Origin of the sequence: Bacillus sp. FSL H8-0547 (assembly GCA_038002745.1) — a bacterium.
Taxonomy (GTDB): Bacteria; Bacillota; Bacilli; order Bacillales; family Bacillaceae; genus Bacillus_P.
On record JBBODD010000001.1, the window covers coordinates 461,871 to 486,750 of the forward strand.

The window sequence follows — 24,880 nt, forward strand, 5'->3', positions numbered from 1 at the left end:
ATCCTCTTTCTCTTTTTTATGATAAAGGTACTTATTCGTTCATTTATAGAGGAGGACTGTTTTATGATACCCGAACAGATAAAAACTAGGCTTCAGGCTATTGCCGGAGCAGAAAACTACGATGATTCCAAAGCAGGCCGACTCGTCTATTCCTACGATGCCACCCCCCAGTTTCAATCCCTTCCAGACGCTGTGATTGCTCCAAGAAATACTCAGGAAACGGCGGAAATCGTTAAACTTTGCAATGAACACAGCATTCCCATTGTCCCGAGGGGCTCAGGAACCAACCTTTGTGCGGGAACGTGCCCGACCGAAGGCGGAATTGTCCTGCTTTTTAAACATATGAACCGGATTCTTGAGATCGACGAAGAAAACCTTACGGCTACTGTAGAGCCCGGTGTCATTACCCTGGATCTTATCCATGCCGTCGAGGAAAAGGGTCTGTTCTATCCCCCAGACCCAAGCTCGATGAAAATCTCGACTATCGGCGGAAATATCAATGAAAACTCCGGAGGCCTGCGCGGTCTCAAGTATGGCGTAACACGTGATTATGTCATGGGACTCGAAATCGTCCTGGCAAACGGCGACATCATCAAAACTGGCGGAAAGCTTGCGAAGGATGTCGCGGGCTATGACTTGACACGTCTTTTCGTCGGATCGGAAGGAACGCTTGGCATTGTCACAAAAGCCATTCTCAAGCTCATTCCGATGCCTGAGGATAAAATGACGATGCTCGCCCTCTATCAGGATTTGGAAGCGGCCGCAAAATCCGTTTCCAAAATCATCGCAAATAAAATCATTCCGACAACGCTTGAATTCCTTGATCAGCCCACTTTAAAAGTTGTGGAAGACTTTGCGAAAATCGGACTGCCTACTGACGTAAAAGCCGTCCTTTTAATCGAGCAGGACGGTCCTATTGATGTCGTGAAAAGAGATATGCTGAAAATGGCTGCCATTTGCGAAGAAGAACATGCCGTATCTGTAAGAGTCGCGGAATCAGAAGAAGAAGCAGACGGACTCCGGACAGCCCGCCGATCTGCCCTATCCGCTCTTGCACGGCTGAAGCCGACAACGATCCTTGAGGATGCAACCGTCCCCCGCTCGGAAATCGCCAAAATGGTCGTGGCCACAAGTGAAATTGCTAAAAAATACAATCTGAACATCTGCACATTCGGTCATGCAGGTGACGGTAACCTCCATCCTACCTGCTTAACCGATGTAAGGAATCATGAAGAAATTGAACGTGTGGAAAAAGCGTTTGAAGAAATTTTCATCAAAGCCATTGAACTCGGCGGGACAATCACAGGAGAACACGGAGTCGGGGTCATGAAAGCTCCTTACCTTGAACTGAAGGCCGGAAAAGAAGGAATTGCCGCGATGAAAGCCATTAAACACTCCTTTGATCCAAATAACATTATGAACCCGGGAAAAATGTTTGCAAAAGACTCAAGAAAACGGGTGGTGGTTTCAAAATGACAACGGTAAAAGAGCGCGAAACGATCCAGCAGCAGTTTCAGGAGCGGATGGATGAGGATGAGCTTCTGAACTGCATGCGCTGCGGATTCTGTCTGCCGAGCTGTCCGACCTATATCGAGTCCGGCTTTCAGGAATCCCATTCCCCAAGAGGACGGATTGCCCTGATGAAAGCAGTAGTGGATGGCCTGATCGAGCCTGATGAAGACGTTGAAAAATCACTGAACATGTGCCTCGGGTGCAGAGCATGCGAGCCGGTCTGTCCGTCAGGAGTCAATTATGGTCACTTGCTTGAAGAGGCGCGGGACATCATTAACCAGAATAAAAAACACTCGCTGCCTGTGCGGACAGTCCGCAAAGCCGTATTTGACGGCCTTTTCCCTCATCAGGATCGCATGCGTACGTTAACTGGATTAATCGGATTTTATCAGCGTTCAGGTCTGCAGAAAGCCGTTCGCTCTACCGGAATGATGAAAATCCTGCCCGACAGTCTGTCTTCAATGGAAAAAGTGCTCCCGGAAATTCCAACACGAAAAGAAATGAAAAACCGGCCAACGTACCTTCCTGCCAAACCGGAAAAACGAAAGCGCGTCGCCTTTTTCTCAGGCTGTCTCATGGACACAATGTTTATGAAAACAAATGACGCCACCATGAAGCTTCTCCAGCTCTCGGGCTGTGAAATTGTCATCCCGGAAAATCAGGCCTGCTGCGGGGCACTGCATGGCCACAGCGGAGAAAAAGACTCGGCCAAAGACCTTGCAAAGCGGAATATCAAAGCCTTTGAAGACCTTCAAGTTGACTACATCATCACAAATGCAGGTGGCTGCGGCGCCTTTTTAATCGACTATGACCACCTGCTGAAAGACGACGCAGAATGGTCAGAACGCGCAAAAGACTTTTCCGGCAAATTGAAGGACTTTACAAGCATTCTGGCAGAACTTGAATTTCACAAAATGAAACTGAAGCTCCCGCATCAGGTGGTCACCTATCAGGATTCATGCCACTTGCGGAATGTCATGAAAACATCAAGCGAACCGCGCAGGCTGCTTAAGGCCATCGCCAACATTGACTACCGCGAAATGAAAAACGCGGACAGCTGCTGCGGATCTGCGGGCATCTACAACATCGTAGAATCGGAGATGTCCATGCAGATTCTGGACACTAAAATGAAGAACGCCAAAGCAACCGGTGCAGTAACCATCGTTACCGCCAACCCCGGCTGCCTGCTCCAAATGAAACTCGGCATCGAGCGTGAAGGGCTGTCTGACAAAGTGAGAGCCGTTCACATTGCCGACTTGCTGCTTGAAGCAGCAGAAGGTCATTCATCCATTTAAGATGATTGCACATAAAATGAGGCTGGGACAAAACCCTCCTCTGAACTGAAAAAGCCGGTGACATTTTACGACGAGTAAAATGTCACCGGCTTTTATTATGTTTGGGAATTAAAATAAGGACCACTTCTGATAAAATAAAGTTACCACACAAAATTTCATCGGGAAGAAGGGTCCTTATGTTTAAAGATTATATCATGAATCAATTAGTTTTGCCTTTAGATTTGGAAGTGAAATTACAAGATAATGATATTGCGTTTCATGTCCACCACTTAGTTGAAAGCATTCCTCCTGAAGCCTTTGAATCCTTTCTTCGAAAGGAAGGCTGTCCTTCCTATCATCCACGCATGATGCTGAAAATTATCTTATGTGCCTATACGCAATCTGTGTTCTCAGGTCGCAAGAAAAGACAGCCTTCGCATGATGTGGCTGGCACAAGGATACGAGCCCAGTTACCGCACGATTAACCGTTTCCGTGTTCAATCCGACGTAAAAGAGTTAATCCGCCAGTGTTTTGTGCAATTTCGATGCCAATTGATTGAAGAAAAACTGATTGATCAAGAGGCCATTTTTATTGATGGTACGAAGATTGAGGCGAACGCAAATAAGTTTACCTTCGTCTGGAAGAAATCCGTTGAAAAATACCAACAAAGTCTCGTGGAAAGATCAAACCAGTTATACAATGAGCTGTTGGAAAACGAGATCATCCCTGAGATGAAACGTGAAAGTGATGAACAGTTATCACTGAAAGAACTCACCCAAATGGCTGAAAAAGTAGACGATGTCGTAACCGAGTATGATAAACATAAACAAATCGAAGCTTCAACAGATGTTTCAGAACGGAAAGCGTTACGAACGGAGCGCAAATACCCGAAACAAGTGCGAAAGCAGTTGCTGGACTTTATTTTGCGCAAACAGAAATACCAACGGGACCTTGAGATCTTAGGAAAACGGAATAGTTATTCAAAAACAGATCCGGATGCGACATTCATGCGAATGAAAGAAGATTATATGCAAAACGGACAGCTAAAAGCCGGTTACAACGTGCAGATCGCAACCGAAGCCCAATATACACTTGCCTACAGTCTATTCTGGAATCCCACCGATACACGTACACTGATTCCCTTTTTAGATGAGATGGAGAAGAATTACTTCGAGCTGCCGAATCACATCGTCGCAGATGCAGGGTATGGAAGTGAACAAAATTACCATGATATCCTCTCGAATCGAAACCGCGAAGCTCTGATTACATATAACATGTATTTGAAAGAACAAAAGAAGAAGCACAAACAGAACATTCTTCATCCGGACAACTGGGCCTATGATAAAGAATCCGACAGCTACACCTGCCCAAATCAAAAACAGCTGACATTCCGCTTTTCATCTACCCGTCAAGACCGAACAGGTTTTCAACGGAACTACAAAGTGTATGAGTGTGAAGACTGTTCAGGATGTCCATTTCGTTCATCGTGTACAAAAGCGAAAGAAGAAAACAATCGAAGACTCATGTTGAATGAGGAATGGGAGAAGCAAAAAGAATATGTAAAAGAGAAGCTTTCAGAGGAAAAAACAGGTGCCATCTATCGAAGACGCAAAATCGATGTGGAACCAGTTTTTGGATTCTTGAAGGCTAATTTGCGTTTCGTTCGATTTTCTGTACGAGGAAAATCGAAGGTCGAAAACGAAATGGGCCTCGCGTTAATGGCAGTGAATCTAAGAAAATTCACTGCCAACCATTAAGGTAGCAGAATGACTTCCTTCATAAAACAGAAAAAGGCGAATTTGAGCAAGCTCAAATTCGCCTTTTTCATTATTCGAAGCTAGTTATGTCCCAGCCTCATTTTTATTATGTTGCAGCTAGTCCGCCCTTGTGTTCATCGCGAATCTCCCCGACAATTTCCTCAAGGATATCTTCCATGGTGACAAGGCCGGCAGTTTTCCCCTGCTTATTTGTTACAATCGCCATGTGCACATGTGTTTCCTGCATTTTTAACAGAACTTCTTTTAACAGAGCATGCTCTGAAAAGCGTGGCATTTCGTGAATGTAATCCTCGAGCTTTACTTCTCTTCCGGCAGCTGCACTTGTTAGGATTTCTTTCGTGTTGACAAATCCTGTAATCCGGTCCATGTTTCCATTTTCCGCCACCGGATAACGGGTATAATCATGTTTGTCATGCAATTGAACAAGTCCCGGCAACTGCTCATTCGGATTAACCACAGCAATTTTCGCTGCCGGAATCATCACGTCTTTTAAAAACCGCTCATCAAAAGCAAAAATGTTCTTTAAATAAGCAAGTTCGGTCTGATTGATTTCTCCGCTTTCATAGCTTTGTGTCACAATCATTTTCAGCTCTTCTTCCGAATGCACAGTATCATGCCCGGCAGGCTTAACACCCAGTATGCGGAGAAGAAACTGCGCTGCACCGTTGAGAATGCTTATAAAGGGGTTCATTACTTTACCGAACCAGTATAGACCAGGGGCAAGCAGCAAGGTCATTTTTTCCGCGAACTGAATCGCAAGCGTCTTTGGAGCGAGCTCCCCCAGAACAACGTGCAAAAAAGTAACAAGAGATAATGCAATGGCATATGAAAGCACTGTTGAAACGGCTTCAGGCACATCAAACCTTTCAAAAACCGGGTGCAGCATTCTTTCTACAGTCGGTTCTCCCAAAGCTCCAAGTACAAGTGCTGTAATCGTAATTCCAAGCTGGCAGGCTGACAGATAATAGTCTAAGTCCTGTGCAACCTTTTTTGCCAAAATCGCTTTTTTATTTCCTTCTGCAATCAGCTGGTCAATTCTTGACATTCTCACTTTGAGAATAGCAAACTCAGCACCGACGAAAAACGCCGTTAATCCGATAAATACGGCAACTAAAAATAGGTTTAATACAATTATTCCGTCCAATTTGTTCCCCCGCGTGAGGGGTTCACCTCCAACATATCGCTTCTGTCCTGCTGATCGCGAAGCGCATATTGCTGCAACTCAACCTGCTTAATCTGGAAGTTCTCCATTTTAAGAACGGTCCACAGATGATCGTCCTGTTTAATCTGATCGCCTTCCTGAACGGTTTCAAGTTTCTGATGCTGAATCCATCCGCCAATCGTGTCAATATCCTCAACATCATTGAAAACTAGCCCGAAACGGTCTTCCAGTTCCACGAGAAGAACTCTTCCGTTAATGACATACGTACTTTCATTTGTCTGGATCATATCAGCCATTTCATCTTCGTCAAACTCATCACGGATTTCACCGACAATTTCCTCAAGCACATCCTCCATAGTCAGGATCCCTGAGGTTCCGCCGTACTCATCAATGACAAGTGCCATGTGTACCCGTTCCTGCTGCATTTTCAAAAGCACATCCTGAATCTTCGTTCCTTCCATTACAATCGGAATATCGCGGACGCACTGCTGAAGCTGATAATTTCTGCCGGCTGCAAGATGGTTCAGCATTTTCTTCACATTGACCATTCCGACAACTCTATCCTTGTCGTTATTCTCTACTACAGGATATCTTGAGTAGTTGTGCTCATCTAGAATTTCAATAATTTCAGCTCGCTGCATGTCTTTATCAAGTACGACAATATCAGTTCTTGGAACCATAATATCCTTTGCAACTCGCTCATCAAAAGAAAAGACATTCTCCATATATTCAAGCTCTGTCTCATCTAGCTCCCCGCCCTGGAAGCTTTGAGCCATGATGATTTTCAGCTCTTCTTCCGAATAGGCCTGCTCATGACCGGCCGGCTTCACTCCAAATGCACTTAAAAGGACACGGGAAGTGCCGTTTAATGCCCAAATAAAGGGATACATTACTTTTCCAAACCAATACAGTGGTGCAGACAGGAGCATGGTCGCTTTTTCTGAGAATTGAATGGCAAGTGTCTTAGGAGCCATTTCACCGACAACAACGTGCAGGAATGTTACCAAAAGAAAAGCAATTGCATAAGAAGCAATGGAAGCAGTCGATTCTGAAACATTCAGCAAATCAAAGACAGGATATAAAAGTCCTTCAACTGCGGGCTTACCAAGTGCACCTAGACCAAGAGCCGTCACTGTAATTCCAAGCTGACAGGCTGACAAATAATAGTCAAGATCATGTGCCACCTTTTTGGCAACAACCGCTTTTTTACTGCCTTCTGCAATTAATTGATCGATTCTTGACATGCGGATCTTAACAACCGCAAATTCTGCTGCAACGAAAAAGGCGGTAGCTGCAATCAGCAAAACCAGCAAAAACAAATTCATAATCGTAATAATGTCCAATATCTTCCCTCAAATGTGAGGGATTCACCTCCAATTAATACAGCTAACGGTTTTTCAGTCTCGCCATTATGCCTGAGATTCTGTCTTCAAGCTCTTTATATACAATGTTTCTTTCTTCCTCTGAAGCACTTTCCAGGACCTGGTTCAGTCTGGAGATTTTCCGCTGAAGACGAATTCTGCAATTGGTATCATCACTCTTACGATTCCCAATTTCGGTTTTTTTCTCTAAAAAAAGTTCTTTTCGAATTTCAGCTATTGTCAGCCGCTGCTGTTTTAAGATGCTTATTTTTTTCAGGGTTTCAAGAACATCATCTGAATATAGCCGGTAATTGGATGAACTTCTCTCCACTTGAAGCAGCCTGCAGCGGGTATAATAATCAATGGTTCTGACGGATAATCCACTCAGCTTAGCAACCTGGCCGATGCGCAATCCCATTTTCCCAATGCGGTTTCCCCCATTCATGTTAGTTAAACTTTTGAAAAGCATAACGTTACGCACTCTAAATATTCAATTACAAACGCAATTCTTTCAATCGTCTAAGGTAAAACCGTCACGTTATGGTTATGATTAGTATCATATATTCAAAATGGAAAATCTTCAAGAAATAAATTTCATCAATTTTGTGACTAAGATCAAAAGTTCAAAACAAAAAAGCTTACCTTCGGCCGGTAAGCTTACCTCAAAGCGAACATTCACTTTTTACCTTTTCTCTTTTCAATCTGTTTTTTCACCATTGGAACGACTTGTTCTTTAACTGCTTTCTGCACCTTCGGATCTTTCAAAAGTTTCTTTAACTTATCTTTTAACACATAAATCCCTCCTGTGTTCAATATTCTGAACTACCCTTTAATAAGACTCATAAAACCACTTGAAAGTCAAATCTCTAAACCGCTCATTTTTACTTCATTCGCTTCCTTTCAGCTTGAAACCCAACCATTAATTGTAAAAATTTAAAACAGCATCTCCTTCAATGTACTCATTTTTATACCTTTTTGTAAATAATAAGCGTGAAGGGTTTTGATGCCTTTTTCTTACCTTTAATGAAAATCCCCCATGACAAATAGCCTCAGTCTTTAAAACACCGTTTGCTTTTCTCATTCTTTCGGACTTAAAACCAGCGAAAATTCATGCATAAATGTTAAGAAGTTTACATTTGATTAACTTGTAGAAATCTCTCTTTTCATACTATCATTTCAAGTAGAGAAACAAATTCCCATCTCTTTCGCCCTCTTTTTTCATTATGCTGTCTATTAATCTCACTGACTATAAGTTATGAGATTCATATAAAAATTACATACAGGAGGCATCTACATGCTGAAAAAAGCTTCATTATCTGTTTTTGCACTGCTACTCTCATTCACTTTATTTCTGCCGGAAACCCATGCTACGCCGCCAGGCACTCCGTCAAAGTCCACGGCACAGACCCAGCTTAATGCTTTGACAGTCAAGACAGAAGGTTCCATGACCGGCTACTCTCGTGATTTATTTCCCCATTGGATCAGCCAAGGGAGCGGCTGTGACACCCGTCAGGTTGTGCTTAAGCGTGACGCTGACTACTACAGCGGCACTTGTCCTGTGACTTCAGGAAAGTGGTACAGTTACTATGATGGTGTGACGTTCTATGACCCATCGGACCTTGACATCGATCATGTCGTCCCTCTTGCTGAAGCGTGGCGTTCAGGCGCAAGCAGCTGGACAACAGACAAACGCGAAGACTTTGCAAACGATTTAAGCGGTCCTCAGCTGATTGCAGTCAGCGCCAGCACAAACCGCTCCAAAGGTGACCAGGACCCATCTACGTGGCAGCCTCCCCGCGCTGGTGCAGCATGCGGATACTCGAAATGGTGGATCAGTACGAAATACAAATGGGGACTAAGCCTTCAGTCATCAGAGAAGACCGCGCTTCAAAGCATGCTCAATAGCTGTTCTTACTAATGTATAACTAAAAAAACGAGCAGCCAAACACGGCTGCTCGTTTATGCTATAATCTAAGCAAATGACGGAGGTGGCAGCATGGATAAGAAATCAACTGTTTTTACCGCAACCCACGGTGTCATGACCACAGAAGTCGGCGTCATCAGCGGCGAGCTTGAACTTGTCACTGCCTGCGATGAAGACGGCGTACTGAATCTCGCTATTACATACGCCGGGGCCGCGGAGTGGTACACTCTTCCTGGTGAGGAATACAGGCTGTATGATGTGCGTGATCATGAGGTTGTGCACGAGATGCTTGTAAGGGTTCTTGAGCGTCCATGATTCAATAAGCTGATAATAAAGTGAAAGCCACCTGCAAAGTCCATTTTCGGACTTATTAGGTGGTTTTTTAATGTGCTTAAAAAGTTAAATTTCATTTTTAAAAGATTACTCTTCAGGAACATCCAAATCAAATCCAACAAACCCTTTATATTCCTCATCTAAGAAACAAAGCGTAATTCCCGATACCCGATACTTGCTCTTGACTGCTTTTTCGCTGATCCGCAGTGAAAAGCCATGCCCGGTTTCTGAATAAGGATGGTCTGTTTTCGTATAAGTTTCTCCCTTATAAAGCATCTCCCTTAACGCCGCTGCTTCATCTCCTGCTAATTCAATTCCTTCTATTGTTTTTTTCTTGTCTATATCCAATGATATTAAAGCATTCACTTCAAGCTCTTCTGTTACAACAATACTGGTTTCCTTGTTTGCCTGCAGATAAATATAGCCCATGTCTGCATCGTTGTCATAGCTTACTTTCGCTTTCAAATTTTATTCTCCTTTTCATAGTTGCTTGATTTAAATAGTCAGAGCTCCCTTCAATCAACTAAACACATTCAAACTTTAAATTAAATGACCTAAGACCGATGATATATCTAGAGGATAGTAAAAAGGACTGGTGTTTATGATTAAAGGATCTAAACTGAGGAAGCTGAGAGAGGAATTAGGAATCCCAATAGGCTATCTCGCCCACGCTCTCGGTATTTCAATCAGCGCCCTTATTGCAATTGAAAGAGGGAAAAAACAGCTCACAAGAGATCAAATTTCTATTATATCCGCGATTTTCAACATGACAATCGCTGAATTGATCGCCAGAAAGTAAAAAGAACCCGGCCAATGAGTGTTTTATACGCTCATTGCCCGGAGTTTACATCACTGCCTGCCGCATATACCAGACACTTTTCTGCAAACAGGAGTACACCTTCTGAGACAGGGTAAAGGCCGGATTCTTCTGAGGGCTTTTTCCGCACCTCCCAAAACTTCTCCATCAGTTCCTCATCTTCTCCAAACGTTTCCCTCCCTGCTTCAAGCAGCTGAAGACCAATCTCCATACCCGCATCGCTTTCAGGAGAAATATCCCTGCTGATGCACCATTCGATTCTCCGCAAAAGGGAAAGGTAGTGCTGCGTTTGTTTGCCGCTGTCACCAAGATCCGGGAGATTTTTTTTCAGAAACTCCTTTTCATCTTCAGCAAAATAGTCAACCCACTGTTTCTTCACTGTTTTAGAGGATTTTACAAGCTTCGATACGCGCTCCCAGGAAAGGCTGCCTTCAAAGTCATACATATTAATCAGAGAAGTCGTATTTTTGATGCTTGTCTCAAGCGTGGCCAATTGTTCCTGCAGATGCTGATGGTGCGCAATCAGAATATCCCGGAATGACAGCTTATCCATCATCATTCTAATGTCATCAAGCGACAGCGACAGCGATTTTAGGAGCAGAATCTTCTCAAGCGTCATAAGATCCTGCTCTGAATAATGCCTTCTTCCATTATCCTGCTTACAGCTCGGCTTTAATAGGCCGATTTGATCGTAATAGCGGAGAGTTCTTACAGATACAGCATGTTCTTTTGAAACCTCACCGGTGGTCCATCGTTTCATAATTCCCTCCGAAACCTCTTGATTGTGACGCTGCGTCACCTTTTATACTGGAAGTATATCACAGTTATGAAGGAGACAGATGAATATGGTAAATGGAAAAATCGCAGATTGGAAGAGAAAGGATCCTTGGAATGGAAAGACATTTCTGCTTCTGATGCTGCTTGAATTTGGTTTGGTCATATTTCTAGTAAAAGGCACTATGCAGCCCTTATATGATCAATGGCTGGGCAATTCCTTATACGCCGGTACACTGACTGGTGCCACCATTGCTCTCATTCTATTAACAGGAGTCTATTTTTTAGCGCTTAAGCCACATAATGAAACTTGTCTTGCTGTCGGAGTGCGTCCCTTTCTTAAAAAAGACTGGGGAATCATCATCTTGTGCGTGCTGTTTTTACTTGCCGCAGGTGCAGCCGTAATGGCTGCCGTCAGTTTTTTCGGCGTCAGCTATGAGAACAGCAAGACGGATACGCTTACTGGAGATATCGCTCCTTCTGCCATCCTTCTCGCGCTTGTCAGCGCTGCAGTTATATCGCCTCTGTACGAAGAAATCTTCTATCGGGGATTCTTATACAGGTGGCTGCGGACAAGGCTTGGTGTCGGGGCGGGAATCCTGCTTTCTTCACTGATTTTTACCGCTGCTCATTACCCTGTGACAAATGCCATGCCAATCAATTTTCTTGATGGAATTGTCTTTGCATGGGCTTATGAGAAGACACATTCTATCTGGCCTGCGGTTATTATTCATGGGGTGGTTAATGCGGTATCCATTTTGTTGGTGGTGTTTTTGTGAAAAAGGACAAGGAACCAGATTCTATCGGTTCCTTGTCCTTTGCCGTTTAGTATGAAATTTTCCTTTCCCAAAAAGCTTTCCGAGCAAAATCATTCAAAATTCGTTCCCACATATGATCGTATTCCGATAAAAAATGACCTGCTTCAGGTATATAATGAGTCTCAGCGGAGTTTAGTTTCTCCTCCATCAGCCTTACTTGGTCCACAGGAGACAGAGTATCCTTTTCACCATGCCAGATGGTGACAGGCACTCTTATTTTTTCTAATGGAAATCCCCATTCCTTTGTGAGAAGTACCGACTCCTCAATTACTTCATTTACTCCTTGCCTGTAAGCTTCCTTTAAATGCTCAATTGTCTGATCAAGAATTTCATCATTAAGCAAAATTTGATTATCCCAGTCTGTTAAATGACTGCCTCCTTTTTTCAGCTGTTTTTTGAACGCCTCCGGCTTGGAGTCAATCATTTTTTTCTGAGAGCGATTGGCAAGTTTAATCAGCCATGGAACCCGGCTGGCTAGAATAAAGGCAAGCCTGTTTTCTTTTGACATGGATTTTGGCGGCTTTCCCTCTGGAAAAGGCGTCGCTGATGAAAGCAGAATGCACTGAGTCACCTTCTCAGGAAATTTGTACGCAGCGCCTGCAGCATATGCACCTCCTCCTGAAACACCGAGAACAGAAAACGTATCATGTCCAAGAAATTCAGCAAGCTCTTTTAGGTCATTTGAATAATCCAGAATGGAGCGGCCTGGCATCTTGTCAGAAAGTCCGTACCCCGGACGATCCGTTGCAATCAATTTGATACCGAGACTTTTTGCAGCATGATCATCTTCAAGAAACCATAGTCTTGACCCCGGTGTCCCGTGCAGCAAAAAAAGGGGAACCCCGTTTTTGTCACCGTAAATCAAGTAACCTATTTTTCTTCCGTCTGATAATGAATGGGTTTGTTCAAGCAACTCTTGTCCTCCTAAAATTAAGAATGGTTTATTCCACACATCTTTAGAAAAAAGCGGAATCAAAATTCTTTAAAGGAATTATTCTTATGAAAAATGTTTACGGATGGTTAAAACCGAAAAATGCAATAAACACTATAAAAGCAGAAAGAGAGATTCCAAAAGCGTTCATTATAATCAGACTGCCTTTCAATTTGCCCCCAGCACCTGCAAACGCAAATATTAAACCAAGCAGGGCGCACGATAAAGGCAAAAACAAACTGATCGTTAACACCCATTCATAAAGCGGATTTCCCCACTTTGTAAGCCCCGCCACAAGCGGCAAAACACTTAGTATGAGAAAACAGGCAGATAAAATAGAAAAGTATTTCTTAGACAACAAGACATCTCCTTTATAAAAATTTGAATGACCATGATGCAGGCAGCTACCCCTCCCGCTGCATCCTCCAAACCAGCTCTTCAGGTTTTTCTTTTTCAAGGAATGTAAGCCGCCATATATTCTGGTATGTATCATTAGCGAATTCAATTTTATGATTCAACCTCCATAACAGGGACCATTCTGCCTGCAGGAGAGACTGTTCATCCGTGTAATCTGACGAAAAAAGCTTCTCACTTTTGATCACTCTTCCATTCCTTTTGGCAAGCTCCATGTATACGTCGATTCCGTGCACTTCATGATGACACATGATTCTGCAGACATATTTCCGGTTTGGACTGCTTTTTTTCACCAGGGGATAGATATTCTGGTAATTCATGTCTTTGATCTGCTGGAAAATCTCATCAAAAACCGCTCCATCCCAATCCAATGTTTCTGCTGCAATCTTCATACCCTCATGGACAATAGCTGCCGCTTCTCGCTTTTTGTCTGCATCGCTCAATTCAAAAAATCTCCGAACGTCTGTCACTAAAAATACCGGAAAATAGTCAAACATTAGATGTTCATATACGGCCATCTTCTGCTTCTCTTCCATATTTTCCAGGCAAAAAATCTGGATTCCTTTATAGTCTTCCGTTTTCAGCTTCGGCAAAAGGCGGCTGTACAGAAACGCCATACACCTTGTCTGGGTTACAAAGGCCCAGTTCCAATCCCGGTTTGGTACATAGAGCTGAATATTTCTGATAACAGGCACTTCATATCCCCCTATAGCTCGGACTCAGCTCACTCCAAACGTCAAATGCATTTCCGTCCGGATCATGAAAAACAAAATTGCGGCCTGCATGTCCTCTATTTTCCATTTCACCAGCCTCTGCACCTTTCAATAAAAGGTCTTTCCGCAAAGCTTCCAATGCTTCAAGGCCATCTACTTCAAAGGTCATTGAAAAATGCCTGTGACCGTCAGAGGCAGTGAATCCCGTTCGCTCGCCCGGCATGGCCTTTACAAGAAAAAAACTTTGCCCTGCAAAATCCAAAATGGCCTTTTCATTGTCGAGATACTTCTCCACGGCACCCAATTTTTCCTGATACCATTGGGAAGCTGTTTTTGGATCTCCTACCGGAAGATAGGTCGTGCCTACTCTTTTAATCAAAGTGCTCATTCCCCCTGTCTATCATTTACAACAATCGGGACCCATAACTCATGCCTCGGCTTATGCCCCGGACCGTAGTAGCATTCAATGCATGGCAGGCTGGCAAGGTCAAAGCCTGAGGTTGGCACCCATTCTGAATACAAACGCTTCCATGCATCAGGAATATTCGGAAAGACCGCCCACGAGCTCGGCGGAATCGTCAGAATCTCCGTTCCTTCCGGCGCTTCACCGTCATATCTGACGCCCATAAAATAGTCAAATTCATCGTCCATAATGGCTGCTTCTTTTCCGCAGACGCCAAGCAGACTTTCCAGCGTGCATTTTGGCTCCTCCCAGGCCATGGCCTTCAGCTGCTGCATGAATCCGTCCTTTTTTGCTGCACTCCATAAGCCTGGTATGGTTTTAAATGCACGGCTCGTTTTTACCGGCTTGCTTTTTCCTGCGAGTCTTAATTCAAAGTCAAGATGTTCGATTCTGTAGTCCATTTCCGTATCCCCTTTTATTGAAAGTTGAAAGGACAGTCTTGGAAAAGCCTTTAGCTGAACCCTTTCCTCCCTTGCCTGAGTAGGGCTGAAGCCATGTAATTTCTTAAAAGCTTTTGTAAAGGCATCTGGAGAGCCATAACCGTATTTAACGGCAAGATCAATCACTTTGGCTTCCCCTCTCTGGAGCTCAAAAGCTGCGAGAGTCATCCTTCTGCGCCTGATATATTCCGAGAGAGAATGTCCGGCAATTGAAGAGAACATTCTCGAAAAATGATACTCGGAGCAGCATGCTTCCCTGGCAAGCAGTTTGTAATCAATCTCCTTATCAAGGTTCTCCTCGATATAATCAAGCGCTGCATTCATTCGATTTAGCCATTCCATCCAAGTTCTTCCTTTCATTTCCATCCTATAAAAAAAGGGCGTGCCGCACCCGGCAATTTCTGCCTCAAAATGTCGGAATCAAGGCCAAATTCTTCCCATCACAACCGTATGATAATACTTGCCGTCTGAGAGAAATTTATCATTTTTCAGGATACCTTCCACCCCAAAGCCGCATGCCTCATAGAGCTTAATTGCTTTTTCATTCGTTTGAAGCACCTTTAGAGTCAGTTTCTTCAGTCCCGCTGCTTCAGCCCAGGCAATCGATTCTTTCAGAAGATTTTTTCCAATACCGAGCCCCCAGTACTCCTGTAAGACGCCAACACCAAACTCAGCCTGGTGAGCCAGCCGCTGCAGAGAGCTTCCCTCGCATCTTGAAAAGCCGGCTATTTTACCACCCGCTTCAGCTACCAAAAAGAGGTTGCACGTTTTTTCCGAATCATCCATTATAAGCTGCCTGAAGCGGTGCTCATTCAGATGGGCTTCCCCCTGAACCCGGTCAAGGTTCTCAGTTTCGCCGTCAATTTGCCACCGCACTTCTGATAATTCTTTTGCGTCTTCAGGTTCTGCAGTACGGATTATGTAGTGCACGTCACGCTTTGTATATACATTTAGATTCATTTGGATCTCCCCATCACAACTATATTTCTTTACCTGTTCCCGCTCCTGATTCCAACCGAAAAGGATACTTTCTGAGAATTGTCCATCGTAGCCGTGCCTTTAATCACCTGCTCTTTTATACCGTCCGGCAGTGTAAATCCATTTTGATCTGTCTTGATTTTCTCCACGCCATTCTCCGTAAGGTAATAGACTTCTAACGTAAAAGAGCGATCTGTATTTAAAAAGTTCAGCTCTGCAAAGGCCTCTCCATTCACCTGAAATTCTGCCACTCCCACATCATCTGTAGGGAGAAGATACGGTTCCCGGTCAATGGGACACCCGCTGCTGTCGTCACTGTCCCAGCATGTGCTCAGCCTGATAGGGCTTGTCTCCTCATTAACTGTCAGCTCTGCCATCGGCTCAGGTTCGTTTTGGATCGCTTGAAATTCCACCTTTTGAATAAGCTGAGGAATGCACATTAGCACGTAAATCAAAGCTGGTAAAAGTACAACACCTGCAATCTTGGCAGGATGGCTCACTCTCCGGTAGATTACAGCGTCCGCAGCGAAAAAGACAGAAGCCGATATGACTGGAATTCCGATTAAGAATCCTGCTTCTCCAAACAAAGCAAATCCAATAATGGCAGCCGGAAGAATATGAATAAAAAAACTGACCGTGAGTTTAAATCTCTTAACCTTTCCCACAATAAATCCTGCCAGCAGGTGAACCGGCACACCTGCTATCAGAAGGAATGGCCCTCCGTACACGGTGCAAAATACAAAGTTTCTAGCATACTCCATCAGCAGATTCCCGTTGTTTTCAAAGCCAAGCGCGATAGGAAAAACAAGCAGTGAAATGATAATGGATAAAACAATCGTTTTTGTTCTTTTCATGTTGTTCATTGATGCCTCCCAATAATCTATAAAGCGTTTACTTTTTAAATTATACGATTCTATCAAATTTTGGTAAACAGAAAAACCGCCATTTACGTTAATGACGGTTTTCATGATGAGACTGGGTGTATTTCAATTGCTTATGCACCTTTAGCTGGGGTCTACTTCATTGAATGGTTATATCTAGAAGGATTATGAACCTTCAGCTTATTTCTTTTCAAACGAAGGGTTATATCTCACTGGTTAATGAACATTCAGCTCACATCTTTTTAAGCGAAGGGTCATATCTTGATAATTTATGAACCTTCAGCTCACATTTTTTTAAAACGAAGAGTCATATCTTAAGGGGTTCTGTTTGGGGAGGGAAAACCTGAAATCACACTGTATTTAGCACCGGGAATAGCATTAGAATTAGCACGCTAATTCGCACCGCTTTTATCTGAGTTAATATATTTTTCCATTAATGCCCCCGATTGCTTAATAAATCGCCTAGCAGAAATTTAAATGGAGCCAGCATAAAAGAATAGTATGACTATTGGAAATAGAGAAATGACAATTAAGGATAATACCGCTATTTTAATTACCTTTTTTGCTGATATTTTCCATATAAGGTTAAGAGAGCAGCAAATTAAAACTGTTCCAAAAAATAATCCTAACAGAGTGGGAACTGGTTCAGAAATACCTAGATATGTATGACCAATTGACATTTCCTTTTCACCAATAGGAGTGGTGAAGTTTATTACTGACACGCCTATAAGCACTAAGCCTGCTAATATACTTGCATATCCTAGCTTCTTATTCATTTATTGATAACCACCACCTTTTGTCCAACATTCAAAATAGCACATAGAATCTTTACCTAGTCACTTATTACAATACTATATGAAATATTAATCTTATCCCAAACCCAAGCCTGAAATAATTTATCTAATTCTGTTTTCAAATTTTCATCATTGAGTTCCGCGTCAATTCCTAGTTCTTTAAGACTAAATGTTTCTGTCGCTTCTATACCTACATAATTGGAACTAGCGAAAGAAAAGGTAACTGTTTTACCCAATGGTCATCCTCCTACCTTTTATATCTTTGCTTACTTCTTAAAGAGTTCAATAAAAGAAGCGATTATCTTCTTTATAACTTCCATTTATCCATTTAATATTCTCCAATGAACCACCAGCTTTTCGAGTTTCCTATTAAGCAAAGTTGCCGTTACTTCTATGAAAAAAGACGAAACTTTGTTAAGCAATTGCCCCCGATTGTTGCATAAGACCTACTCACTAAAATCTTAATTCTCCTTATCCATATGTTCATCAATAACAATAATAATTACAATTGATTTGAAGTTGATATTAACAACAAAAAGGAGAATAACACTGCTATATTTTACAATTCTTCAATTGTCTTAGGCTTTGTTAAAGTTGAACGTTGATAAGACGCAGAAAAAGACTTCCTGTTTTATGGAAGTTCTTTTTCTGTTCTAAAATGTATATTTTCTGCGTCACAACGTAATTTATAAAAATTCTGAACTAATGATTTTTCTTCAGAAATAGATTCTTCCATTTTACGTAAAGTTCTTTTCCCTACACGACGGTCCAAGATACACAATATTTTTATTAACATATCATTCGACTTTAGAGATACTTCAATTGGTGAATTAAAAAATTCTTCCACAGCAGAAAAGAAATCATATTGTGCATAAATACCTTCCATATTTAATTGTTCTTGAGCTCGTTCCTGGATTGCTCGATTATTAAAAACATTATCATAACTAAAATCGTCTAATTGAATACGAATATCTCTTTCTCTATAATATTCTTCTCTTTCGGCAGTAATTGTACACATACTTAACTTTTCTACTTTATCAACACTTATGACAGCTCTACCTAACTGGTCGTGTGCTTTTCGATAATTAATCACTTGAAAATCTACTCTTGAATGCAAAGATTCGCATACCAAACTCATTAAACGTTTCTTTGCTTTGCTCCATTTCGGATGATATAACATTAAACTCCCTTCTTTCCAACCAGCAAATTCCTCAGCTCCTGTACAGATGTAACAATGACATCTGCCCGCGCTTCCTCAAGCTCATCCTTGGATCCATACCCATAGGTCACACCAATCGAGCCAATGCCTGTGTTAACAGCACCGATGATGTCATGCTTTCTATCCCCGATCATCACCATTTCTTCCTTCTGTACTCCTTGAAAGTGATTCATGACAGAAAGAATAATTTCGGTTTTTGAAGCTCCTGTACCGTCAAGGCTGCTGCCTGCAACAAAATCAAAGAAGCGGTCAATCTGAAAAAATCCCAGAATTTCTTCAGCAAACACACTTGGCTTAGAGGTGGCAACGGCTAGCTTGTACCCTTCTCCTTTTAGCCCGCTCAAAAGTTCAGGAATGCCGCCATATACCTTATTTTCAAACATGCCTTTCTCTACAAAGCGTTCCCTGTAGTAAGAGACCGCTTTTTCAACTTCCTGTTCTGAAAAAGAATAATGCTCAGCAAATGAAACCTGCAGAGGCGGGCCCACAAATCCCTCCAGCTTTTTTAAATCCGTCTCATCGATTGCCATCTTTAAAAGGGCGTATTGAACTGATTTAGTTATACCTTCCCCAGGATCAGAAAGAGTGCCGTCAAGGTCGAATAAAAGCAGTGCCGGTTTCATATCGCATGGGTCCCCTTTTTATCGGACAAAATTTTTACATACATCCCGCTTAAGGCTTTCTGCAACGCTTCAGAGGTCATCTTCTTCACAGCTTCAGATAAAATAGAAGCCCTCCTGAATTCTGCGCCATCAAGCGTCAAGGGATCAATGATCCGGACTTTGTTTTTCTGGTGCAGATCGTATTCCAGTTCATTTTCCATAACTCTTACATGAGCGTGCAGTTTTGAAATGAGCTCTTTTACTTCTCTGTCATTTACAGCCCTTAGTTGTGACATCAGTTCTTCATCATCTTCCAGAAAATCATCACGAGTTATGAAACCCTTTGACATGGCTGCTTTTAACGCTCTGGACAAAATGTCATTGGCGTATATATTCAGAGGATCCATAAAAAAATCGATGACCTCCTGATAGTAGGTTTTCACAAACCATTCAGCTGACTGAATATCCTTCACAGCTATTTTCCCGTCTGCAATCGTCACTTTTTTTAAAAACCAGTTGATTTCATCAGAAGAAATCACACCATACTCAAACATATCTCTTAACGTATAATCCATTCGATCTGCACAGAGATCCGGTGCCGGCTGCTCGAGCAGCTGCCACTGGGAGTCATCCAGCAGGATGTCTCTGTAATCGAACCGATACTTTTCAAGAATAGAAGGTACTCCGAGCTTTCTACTACTGAGCGGAAAATGATCTCATGGTAGTCCTCATCCCTGTTTTCAAACACATAGTCCGCTACATGCGAAAACGCAGTGTGGGAAACATCATGCAGCAATCCTGCTATTTGTTCCTCAAGAGTGCCTCCGAGCATGCGGATTAAAAGCATAACGCCGACAGAATGATCATAGCGGGGTAACATTCCATTTTTCATTAACAAGGTATCCGGCCCCGCCCTGATGAATTCCCTTCAGCCGCTGAAGAGGTCCGCTCATAATCAGTTCTTCTAAAACACCATCTATTATTACTTCACCGTAAATACTGTCTTTAATCAGCAACACAAAACCTCCTTGCTTCGTCCTTAAAAAGGATCCCAAATCGCCTTTGTATAAGCAATTTTCATCCCGGCGCGTTCCATATTCCGCTGGCTGCCGCTTCCAAATGAAGACTGTCCGGCTATGATGGAGCAGCCATGCTGTTTCGCTTCATCTATTCTTGCAGCAAGCAGCGCACGGTGCACTCCGCGTTTGCGGTACTCCGGCAGGACAGCTGAAGCAGCCATAGTACCAATGCCGTTTTTCATAAAAAGCACACCGATTCCGGCAGCTTTGCCTTCGATACCTGCCAGATAAAACCGCCAGTCCTCATGGCCATGAAGAACCAGATTGTTCTGTGCAACTGGCTGCTTTAAAAAATCAGGCATGCCGAAGCCTCTTGTGTAAATCTCCCCAAACAGATCAAACTCGCTGGCTTCAAGAGGGAAAGAATTGATATCCGAAATCGGTCTGCTTGGAAGAGTCTTCGCTTCCCCATACAGCACTGTATGAAAACCGCTTTGAAAAAAGCCTCTGGCTGAAAGGCTTCTGAATAGCTCCGGGGAAGATTGAGCAGGAGTCACTTCAAACCTTGCAGGAATTTCCCGCTCTTCATAAAAACGCAGAATGTCATCCAGCGTTTCGACCGAAGCACCTCTCACCGTGTTATAGGCTGGTCCGGGAATATTTTTCACAGAAAATGCAGCTGTGCTTTCAACTCTTTTTATGGCAACGTCCATTGGATTCCCTTGCATGTTCTGTATAGCTCTAAGTCTCGATTCCAGTGCCTTAATCTCCGACTCATCAAGAATGACGGCCAATTCTTTCGTTACTACAGATGACATATGTACACCTCTTCCGGTTACTCAGTGACAAATTCAACAATAAACCTGCATATTTTCTTGACCTTAAGAAACAGTAAATACAGATCGATTTTTAAAAAAAGGAGCCTCTTATGAAAAAAGAAAACAAAAATAACCAACCGCAATCACAAGAAGAAATGGAAACGGTAAAAGACATTACCCGCGTTGAAAATGGACAGCCCGTCCCGCAGCCGAAGGATTATGACGAAATCGAGTATTAATGCCAAAAGCGGAAGCGCCTTGGTCAGATCCGATAGGCAGATAAGAATCCGTCAAGAAAGTCCGTTATTGACTTTTTTGACGGATTTGTTCTGACAGAGGATCTAGGGGCTGGAGCTGGATGAGGACAACTTTACTATGGTATCCGCAGCCTATTATTCTTCATAATTTCGTTAGCCATGAAAAAGGACTGCTGAATCAGTCCTTTTTGCGTTGAAAGAAAATTTCAATCCAATAATTAAAGTCCAATTTTCTGCTCAATTTCTTTTTTCTGCCTCAGATGATGGCGAAGATGCATGTCAACAAGCGCATACCATTCCTCCGCATTCAGCCAGCCAAACCCGCCGTGACGCTGTTTGCAGGCAGGGTTCGTTTCCGCTGCTCTCTTTTCCTGCTGCTCCATTCTTTTCTCCACTTCAAGAAGCCCCTGCAAAAGCTCCTGTTTTGTGCGGTTATTGCTCGGTGTGTTTCCCGGCAGATCAGGCAGCTTTATTTTAATGGGAGGAAATTCTCCCCGCTCAAACAGCCTCTTGCCTTCATCAGTCTTTTTCAAAGCAGGATCTGCACTAACTGACTCACACCCCTCTGCATTCTCTAAATACTCAAGCGAAACCTCAATAAGATGCTGATGCATCTGTCCAAGTGACCAGCTTCCGTCAGACGGAATTTTACTTATTTTTTGGTCGGGATACTGTTGAAGGTCCGCAATCAATCCTTTTAACAATGGAACGTCACGCATCCGCTGCACCTCCCTCTTCTATTGGAGACTAACGTTTTATACTTTCTTTTAAAAACAAAAAATTCCTTTATTTGTTTTCCCCGTATCTTTTTAAAAGGGGTAACCGTTAATAACAGAGAATGGTATGAACATGACGGGAGGGATGAAAATGAACATTTTGATTTTAGGCGGAACCCGTTTTCTCGGAAGAGCTTTTACAGAAGAGGCTTTAAACAGGGGTTATAGTGTTACCTTGTTTAACCGCGGCACAAACAAAGATCTTTTTCCCGGGCTTGAGCAGCTGACCGGAGACAGAAACGGTGATATGACGGGACTTGGGAACCGAAAATGGGATGCTGTCATTGACACGTCCGGCTTTGCTCCGCATCATATCAGAAAAACGGCAGAGTTCCTTGGAGAAATCGGTCATTACACCTTCATTTCAAGCATTTCTGTTTACAGGGACTGGATTCCCACCGGTATTCAGGAAGACTATCCGCTGCAGACGATTTCGGATGAAAAGCTTGCGGAAAGCGAGAAAGGAACGCTATCCCCATATGAACATTATGGTGCGCTGAAGGCACTTAGTGAAGAAGAGGCTGAAAAGCACTGGCCGGGACGGGTGCTGAATGTAAGAGCAGGCCAGCTTGTCGGGCCGTTTGATTACACAGACAGGCTTCCCTATTGGGTTCAGAGGGTATCACAAGGAGGGCAGGCCATTGTGCCAGGCCGTCCGGACCGTCCCGTGCAGATGATTGATGTAAGAGATCTTGCTGTGTGGATCTTCAATATGATTCTTCAAGGAAGGGGAGGCACCTACAACGCCACTGGTCAAAAAGAGACAATGGAAGACATCCTCAAAACCTGCAAATCGGTCTCATCCACCACGACAGACTTCGTTTGGGCAGACGAAGCCTTCCTTCTTGAAAACAACATAAAACCATGGACAGATATGCCTTTATGGATTCCTGAACGGTTTCCCCTTGAAGGTGAAAATGACCCTTGGAAAGGAACGTTTGAAATCAGTATAGAAAAAGCCGTTGGAGCCGGTCTCACGTTCAGATCACTCACTGAGACCATCCGCGATGTTTATGACTGGGAAAAGAACCGGGAATCATCCGATCGAAAAGCAGGAATTTCCCAGGAGAAAGAAAAGGAACTGCTGCAAAAATGGTCAAAGAAACTAAAGCTCTGAAAACAGAAACGGCCATCCCAAAAGGAATGGCCGTTTCTCCTTATTTAACAAGCAAACTGTCAAGCTCCCGCATCTTATCATATGATTCGATCAAACGCTCAGGCACCAGGCTTCTGCCGTACTCCCAGGCATTTCTCTCAATTTGGGACAAGAGCTCCTGCTTTTCCTCATCCCCGCCGTAAACGAGCGTCCGGATATCATGCTTGTTTTTCTGATAATCAAGGTAGTACCCGACAGTATGGTAAAGAATCAGTCTGACAAAGTCTTCATCGGTTTCTCTGACCCTTATCTTTCCTCTGTACCCGTTTATCTGCAGATAATTAAATTTAAGCGTCCTGGTTGAAATGTTGTAGCTCATAGGGGCAGGCAGCTGATTGTCAAATTCATAATCGATATAAATCTTTAATTCTTTTAACTCTGATTCAATAATTTTTTCAATCGTCCATATGTAGAGCATAGGAGCACTCCCTTCCATCCATATCGCCTATTATAACAAAGGGGGCTTTTTATGTACTTCCTTTTGATATTTGCTGTGCCCTTTTGTTACTCCGATCAGCTCAAACCCATTCTCTTTGTAAAAAGCATTTAGTTTTTCATTATCGGCTACACAATCAAGCCTGATCAAGTCAGCTCTGACAGCCTCCGGAATCCATGACAGGATGACATTTCCGATTCCCTGTTTCATATAGGCGGGATAAACTGCAAGCTTGTGAAGGTATACCGCGTTTTCCTCCTGGTGTCCCCATATCTCCTGATCCCATTCATTTTGAGAGGGATACAGAGTAAAAGTTGCGGCAAGTTTGTCATTTTGCTGAACAACATAGGTTTCTTTGTTTTTTATACATCTGACAATCTCTTCATCTTCTCCGCCGTCCAATAGATAGCTCCATTGGTTAATTTCCTGTTCTTTTATCCATAGAGCTGTTTTTCTTAGCAATTTTATAATGTGACTGCTCTCATCTGGTTCAGCCAATCGAATGTGCAAATCTGTTCTCACGCTGTATGTACTCCTTTTTCATGTCATGATCGCAGAATCATAGTCCTCCAGTGACTGCTCCTCAATCAATTCGATGTTTCTCTTGTTTTCCAAATAGGATCTGATATGCCCGCAAAGGTTTGGATACAGCACCACCTTATCAAGATCAGCAAGCTTTACCCACCTGACACCCGTCTGATTTGGATCAGGGTTTGCTGGCATCGACGGAACAGAACCTTTCTGCAGCCTGCATTCAAACATGAGTGCTATGGAATGAGTTTCCCCGTACTTACTAGCATTCAGATGCGGGGCATACTCATAAACAAAAGCGAGCGGCCCGACCTCTGCATCAGCAGACGTCTCCTCTTTTACTTCCCGTCGCGCGGCATCCTTTACCGTCTCACCGGGATCCACCCCGCCGGCAGGCAAATTGTAATGCAGTCCGTTCTCATCGTGAAACTCAACAAGCAGAACGGCATCATCTTCAATGATTAAACCGCCTGCTCTAACTCTCATGTGGTAGGTCATGGTTTTTCGCCTTTCTTGTTTTTATCGGGAGTTCATTACCCTATAAATTCGTTTTACAGGGTACGATTAGTGGGTTTGCTTACCCTATAATTTCGTTTCTCGTTTTTATGGGTTACGATTATGGCCTTTGCTTACCCTATAATTTCGCTTTTTAGTTTTATAGGGTACGATTCCGGTCTTTGCTTACCCTATAAATTCGT

At 43.1% G+C, this 24,880-nt stretch carries 29 protein-coding genes and 2 pseudogenes; 9 read left to right on the forward strand and 22 right to left on the reverse strand.

The genetic code is table 11. The features are described from left to right. Nucleotides 1-63: 63 nt before the first annotated feature. The 3 genes and pseudogenes from glcD (at nucleotide 64) to MHB63_02260 (ending at nucleotide 4,544) form a co-directional block, all read left to right on the forward strand. Complete coding sequence (gene glcD / locus MHB63_02250) at nucleotides 64-1,476, forward strand: glycolate oxidase subunit GlcD (GenBank protein MEK3805409.1); 1,413 nt, start codon at nucleotides 64-66, stop codon at nucleotides 1,474-1,476. Then, on the forward strand, nucleotides 1,473-2,807 hold the full coding sequence (locus MHB63_02255) for a (Fe-S)-binding protein (GenBank protein ID MEK3805410.1): 1,335 nt from the start codon (nucleotides 1,473-1,475) through the stop codon (nucleotides 2,805-2,807). The genes glcD and MHB63_02255 overlap by 4 nt, the downstream gene beginning before the upstream one ends. 176 nt (nucleotides 2,808-2,983) lie before the next feature. Next, nucleotides 2,984-4,544: pseudogene (locus tag MHB63_02260) on the forward strand (IS1182 family transposase). Between the two features lie 106 nt (nucleotides 4,545-4,650). Here the strand turns inward: MHB63_02260 and MHB63_02265 are convergent. Genes MHB63_02265 through MHB63_02275 form a run of 3 tightly spaced genes read right to left on the reverse strand, consistent with a single transcriptional unit; the run spans nucleotide 4,651 to nucleotide 7,533 of the window. Next, complete coding sequence (locus MHB63_02265) at nucleotides 4,651-5,709, reverse strand: hemolysin family protein (protein MEK3805411.1); 1,059 nt, start codon at nucleotides 5,707-5,709, stop codon at nucleotides 4,651-4,653. Continuing rightward, nucleotides 5,697-7,070, reverse strand: coding sequence for a hemolysin family protein (locus tag MHB63_02270; GenBank protein ID MEK3805412.1), 1,374 nt, complete (start codon nucleotides 7,068-7,070; stop codon nucleotides 5,697-5,699). The genes MHB63_02265 and MHB63_02270 overlap by 13 nt, the downstream gene beginning before the upstream one ends. Before the next feature lie 43 nt (nucleotides 7,071-7,113). Beyond that, on the reverse strand, nucleotides 7,114-7,533 hold the full coding sequence (locus MHB63_02275; GenBank protein MEK3805413.1) for a MerR family transcriptional regulator: 420 nt from the start codon (nucleotides 7,531-7,533) through the stop codon (nucleotides 7,114-7,116). 849 nt (nucleotides 7,534-8,382) lie between these two features. Between MHB63_02275 and MHB63_02280 the strand changes: the two genes are divergently transcribed. Both MHB63_02280 and MHB63_02285 read left to right on the forward strand, forming a co-directional pair. Continuing rightward, on the forward strand, nucleotides 8,383-9,006 hold the full coding sequence (locus MHB63_02280) for an HNH endonuclease family protein (protein MEK3805414.1): 624 nt from the start codon (nucleotides 8,383-8,385) through the stop codon (nucleotides 9,004-9,006). Between the two features lie 78 nt (nucleotides 9,007-9,084). Further along, a complete protein-coding gene (locus MHB63_02285) occupies nucleotides 9,085-9,327 on the forward strand; it encodes a hypothetical protein (protein ID MEK3805415.1) in 243 nt (80 codons plus the stop codon). Nucleotides 9,328-9,432: 105 nt separating this feature from the next. Here the strand turns inward: MHB63_02285 and MHB63_02290 are convergent, their stop codons facing one another. Next, nucleotides 9,433-9,810, reverse strand: a complete 378-nt coding sequence (locus MHB63_02290; protein MEK3805416.1) for a DUF2283 domain-containing protein — start codon at nucleotides 9,808-9,810, stop codon at nucleotides 9,433-9,435. A 136-nt stretch (nucleotides 9,811-9,946) separates the two neighbouring features. Here MHB63_02290 and MHB63_02295 point away from each other — a divergent pair, with 136 nt between their 5' ends. Then, a complete protein-coding gene (locus tag MHB63_02295) occupies nucleotides 9,947-10,144 on the forward strand; it encodes a helix-turn-helix transcriptional regulator (protein ID MEK3805417.1) in 198 nt (65 codons plus the stop codon). A gap of 31 nt (nucleotides 10,145-10,175) precedes the next feature. On the opposite strand, the gene MHB63_02300 is transcribed toward MHB63_02295, so the two are convergent. Continuing rightward, nucleotides 10,176-10,922: a MerR family transcriptional regulator gene (locus MHB63_02300; GenBank protein ID MEK3805418.1), complete on the reverse strand. Its 747-nt coding sequence runs from the start codon at nucleotides 10,920-10,922 to the stop codon at nucleotides 10,176-10,178. Between the two features lie 85 nt (nucleotides 10,923-11,007). Here MHB63_02300 and MHB63_02305 point away from each other — a divergent pair, with 85 nt between their 5' ends. After that, nucleotides 11,008-11,715, forward strand: a complete 708-nt coding sequence (locus MHB63_02305) for a type II CAAX endopeptidase family protein (protein MEK3805419.1) — start codon at nucleotides 11,008-11,010, stop codon at nucleotides 11,713-11,715. Nucleotides 11,716-11,761: 46 nt separating this feature from the next. Here the strand turns inward: MHB63_02305 and MHB63_02310 are convergent, their stop codons facing one another. The 13 genes and pseudogenes from MHB63_02310 to MHB63_02370 form a co-directional block, all read right to left on the reverse strand. Then, the gene (locus tag MHB63_02310) at nucleotides 11,762-12,667 is read right to left on the reverse strand and encodes an alpha/beta hydrolase (GenBank protein MEK3805420.1); all 906 of its coding nucleotides are present in this window, start codon (nucleotides 12,665-12,667) and stop codon (nucleotides 11,762-11,764) included. A 97-nt stretch (nucleotides 12,668-12,764) separates the two neighbouring features. Further along, the gene (locus MHB63_02315; protein ID MEK3805421.1) at nucleotides 12,765-13,043 is read right to left on the reverse strand and encodes a hypothetical protein; all 279 of its coding nucleotides are present in this window, start codon (nucleotides 13,041-13,043) and stop codon (nucleotides 12,765-12,767) included. 46 nt (nucleotides 13,044-13,089) lie between these two features. After that, nucleotides 13,090-13,794: a hypothetical protein gene (locus MHB63_02320; GenBank protein MEK3805422.1), complete on the reverse strand. Its 705-nt coding sequence runs from the start codon at nucleotides 13,792-13,794 to the stop codon at nucleotides 13,090-13,092. A gap of 1 nt (nucleotide 13,795) precedes the next feature. Next, the gene (locus MHB63_02325; GenBank protein ID MEK3805423.1) at nucleotides 13,796-14,200 is read right to left on the reverse strand and encodes a VOC family protein; all 405 of its coding nucleotides are present in this window, start codon (nucleotides 14,198-14,200) and stop codon (nucleotides 13,796-13,798) included. Then, on the reverse strand, nucleotides 14,197-15,057 hold the full coding sequence (locus tag MHB63_02330; protein MEK3805424.1) for a GyrI-like domain-containing protein: 861 nt from the start codon (nucleotides 15,055-15,057) through the stop codon (nucleotides 14,197-14,199). Before MHB63_02330 ends, MHB63_02325 begins: the two co-directional genes overlap by 4 nt. A 78-nt stretch (nucleotides 15,058-15,135) precedes the next feature. Continuing rightward, nucleotides 15,136-15,675, reverse strand: a complete 540-nt coding sequence (locus MHB63_02335; GenBank protein MEK3805425.1) for a GNAT family N-acetyltransferase — start codon at nucleotides 15,673-15,675, stop codon at nucleotides 15,136-15,138. 29 nt (nucleotides 15,676-15,704) lie between these two features. Then, nucleotides 15,705-16,556 (reverse strand): hypothetical protein, encoded by an 852-nt coding sequence (locus MHB63_02340; GenBank protein ID MEK3805426.1) that lies wholly within the window; start codon nucleotides 16,554-16,556, stop codon nucleotides 15,705-15,707. A gap of 491 nt (nucleotides 16,557-17,047) precedes the next feature. Beyond that, a complete protein-coding gene (locus tag MHB63_02345; protein ID MEK3805427.1) occupies nucleotides 17,048-17,350 on the reverse strand; it encodes a hypothetical protein in 303 nt (100 codons plus the stop codon). Nucleotides 17,351-17,406: 56 nt separating this feature from the next. Continuing rightward, nucleotides 17,407-17,604 carry a hypothetical protein gene (locus MHB63_02350; GenBank protein ID MEK3805428.1) on the reverse strand — a complete coding sequence of 66 codons (198 nt, stop codon included), beginning with the start codon at nucleotides 17,602-17,604 and terminating at the stop codon, nucleotides 17,407-17,409. 395 nt (nucleotides 17,605-17,999) lie between these two features. Next, the gene (locus MHB63_02355) at nucleotides 18,000-18,548 is read right to left on the reverse strand and encodes a hypothetical protein (GenBank protein MEK3805429.1); all 549 of its coding nucleotides are present in this window, start codon (nucleotides 18,546-18,548) and stop codon (nucleotides 18,000-18,002) included. Next, nucleotides 18,548-19,210 (reverse strand): HAD family hydrolase, encoded by a 663-nt coding sequence (locus MHB63_02360; protein ID MEK3805430.1) that lies wholly within the window; start codon nucleotides 19,208-19,210, stop codon nucleotides 18,548-18,550. The genes MHB63_02355 and MHB63_02360 overlap by 1 nt, the downstream gene beginning before the upstream one ends. Then, nucleotides 19,207-20,205 (reverse strand): annotated as a pseudogene (locus MHB63_02365) (HD domain-containing protein). Before MHB63_02365 ends, MHB63_02360 begins: the two are co-directional and overlap by 4 nt. 23 nt (nucleotides 20,206-20,228) lie before the next feature. Beyond that, the gene (locus tag MHB63_02370) at nucleotides 20,229-21,026 is read right to left on the reverse strand and encodes a GNAT family N-acetyltransferase (protein MEK3805431.1); all 798 of its coding nucleotides are present in this window, start codon (nucleotides 21,024-21,026) and stop codon (nucleotides 20,229-20,231) included. Nucleotides 21,027-21,136: 110 nt separating this feature from the next. On the opposite strand from MHB63_02370, the gene MHB63_02375 reads away from it, so the two are divergent. Beyond that, nucleotides 21,137-21,265 carry a hypothetical protein gene (locus MHB63_02375; GenBank protein MEK3805432.1) on the forward strand — a complete coding sequence of 43 codons (129 nt, stop codon included), beginning with the start codon at nucleotides 21,137-21,139 and terminating at the stop codon, nucleotides 21,263-21,265. Nucleotides 21,266-21,501: 236 nt separating this feature from the next. On the opposite strand, the gene MHB63_02380 is transcribed toward MHB63_02375, so the two are convergent. Continuing rightward, complete coding sequence (locus MHB63_02380) at nucleotides 21,502-22,002, reverse strand: DinB family protein (GenBank protein MEK3805433.1); 501 nt, start codon at nucleotides 22,000-22,002, stop codon at nucleotides 21,502-21,504. Nucleotides 22,003-22,150: 148 nt separating this feature from the next. Between MHB63_02380 and MHB63_02385 the strand changes: the two genes are divergently transcribed. Next, the gene (locus tag MHB63_02385) at nucleotides 22,151-23,176 is read left to right on the forward strand and encodes an NAD-dependent epimerase/dehydratase family protein (protein MEK3805434.1); all 1,026 of its coding nucleotides are present in this window, start codon (nucleotides 22,151-22,153) and stop codon (nucleotides 23,174-23,176) included. A 40-nt stretch (nucleotides 23,177-23,216) separates the two neighbouring features. On the opposite strand, the gene MHB63_02390 is transcribed toward MHB63_02385, so the two are convergent. From MHB63_02390 to MHB63_02400, 3 genes are read right to left on the reverse strand one after another with little or no spacing between them, the layout of a single operon-like run. After that, entirely contained in the window at nucleotides 23,217-23,633 is a 417-nt protein-coding gene (locus tag MHB63_02390) for a hypothetical protein (protein ID MEK3805435.1), read from the reverse strand. A gap of 30 nt (nucleotides 23,634-23,663) precedes the next feature. Further along, a complete protein-coding gene (locus MHB63_02395; GenBank protein MEK3805436.1) occupies nucleotides 23,664-24,173 on the reverse strand; it encodes a GNAT family N-acetyltransferase in 510 nt (169 codons plus the stop codon). Between the two features lie 18 nt (nucleotides 24,174-24,191). Then, on the reverse strand, nucleotides 24,192-24,680 hold the full coding sequence (locus MHB63_02400) for an NUDIX domain-containing protein (protein MEK3805437.1): 489 nt from the start codon (nucleotides 24,678-24,680) through the stop codon (nucleotides 24,192-24,194). Nucleotides 24,681-24,880: the final 200 nt, after the last annotated feature.

What these genes read in the sequence shown, in the direction of transcription:
- MHB63_02360 (MEK3805430.1), bottom strand. Translation starts at nt 19,210, where the DNA reads ATGAAACCGGCACTGCTTTTATTCGACCTTGACGGCACTCTTTCTGAT.
- MHB63_02400 (MEK3805437.1), bottom strand. Translation starts at nt 24,680, where the DNA reads ATGACCTACCACATGAGAGTTAGAGCAGGCGGTTTAATCATTGAAGAT.
- MHB63_02340 (MEK3805426.1), bottom strand. Translation starts at nt 16,556, where the DNA reads ATGAACAACATGAAAAGAACAAAAACGATTGTTTTATCCATTATCATT.
- MHB63_02390 (MEK3805435.1), bottom strand. Translation starts at nt 23,633, where the DNA reads ATGCTCTACATATGGACGATTGAAAAAATTATTGAATCAGAGTTAAAA.
- MHB63_02285 (MEK3805415.1), top strand. Translation starts at nt 9,085, where the DNA reads ATGGATAAGAAATCAACTGTTTTTACCGCAACCCACGGTGTCATGACC.
- MHB63_02280 (MEK3805414.1), top strand. Translation starts at nt 8,383, where the DNA reads ATGCTGAAAAAAGCTTCATTATCTGTTTTTGCACTGCTACTCTCATTC.
- MHB63_02330 (MEK3805424.1), bottom strand. Translation starts at nt 15,057, where the DNA reads ATGGAATGGCTAAATCGAATGAATGCAGCGCTTGATTATATCGAGGAG.
- MHB63_02345 (MEK3805427.1), bottom strand. Translation starts at nt 17,350, where the DNA reads ATGAATAAGAAGCTAGGATATGCAAGTATATTAGCAGGCTTAGTGCTT.
- MHB63_02335 (MEK3805425.1), bottom strand. Translation starts at nt 15,675, where the DNA reads ATGAATCTAAATGTATATACAAAGCGTGACGTGCACTACATAATCCGT.
- MHB63_02275 (MEK3805413.1), bottom strand. Translation starts at nt 7,533, where the DNA reads ATGAATGGGGGAAACCGCATTGGGAAAATGGGATTGCGCATCGGCCAG.
- MHB63_02295 (MEK3805417.1), top strand. Translation starts at nt 9,947, where the DNA reads ATGATTAAAGGATCTAAACTGAGGAAGCTGAGAGAGGAATTAGGAATC.
- MHB63_02305 (MEK3805419.1), top strand. Translation starts at nt 11,008, where the DNA reads ATGGTAAATGGAAAAATCGCAGATTGGAAGAGAAAGGATCCTTGGAAT.
- MHB63_02355 (MEK3805429.1), bottom strand. Translation starts at nt 18,548, where the DNA reads ATGTTATATCATCCGAAATGGAGCAAAGCAAAGAAACGTTTAATGAGT.
- MHB63_02380 (MEK3805433.1), bottom strand. Translation starts at nt 22,002, where the DNA reads ATGCGTGACGTTCCATTGTTAAAAGGATTGATTGCGGACCTTCAACAG.
- MHB63_02370 (MEK3805431.1), bottom strand. Translation starts at nt 21,026, where the DNA reads ATGTCATCTGTAGTAACGAAAGAATTGGCCGTCATTCTTGATGAGTCG.
- MHB63_02300 (MEK3805418.1), bottom strand. Translation starts at nt 10,922, where the DNA reads ATGAAACGATGGACCACCGGTGAGGTTTCAAAAGAACATGCTGTATCT.
- glcD (MEK3805409.1), top strand. Translation starts at nt 64, where the DNA reads ATGATACCCGAACAGATAAAAACTAGGCTTCAGGCTATTGCCGGAGCA.
- MHB63_02255 (MEK3805410.1), top strand. Translation starts at nt 1,473, where the DNA reads ATGACAACGGTAAAAGAGCGCGAAACGATCCAGCAGCAGTTTCAGGAG.
- MHB63_02325 (MEK3805423.1), bottom strand. Translation starts at nt 14,200, where the DNA reads ATGAGCACTTTGATTAAAAGAGTAGGCACGACCTATCTTCCGGTAGGA.
- MHB63_02375 (MEK3805432.1), top strand. Translation starts at nt 21,137, where the DNA reads ATGAAAAAAGAAAACAAAAATAACCAACCGCAATCACAAGAAGAAATG.
- MHB63_02385 (MEK3805434.1), top strand. Translation starts at nt 22,151, where the DNA reads ATGAACATTTTGATTTTAGGCGGAACCCGTTTTCTCGGAAGAGCTTTT.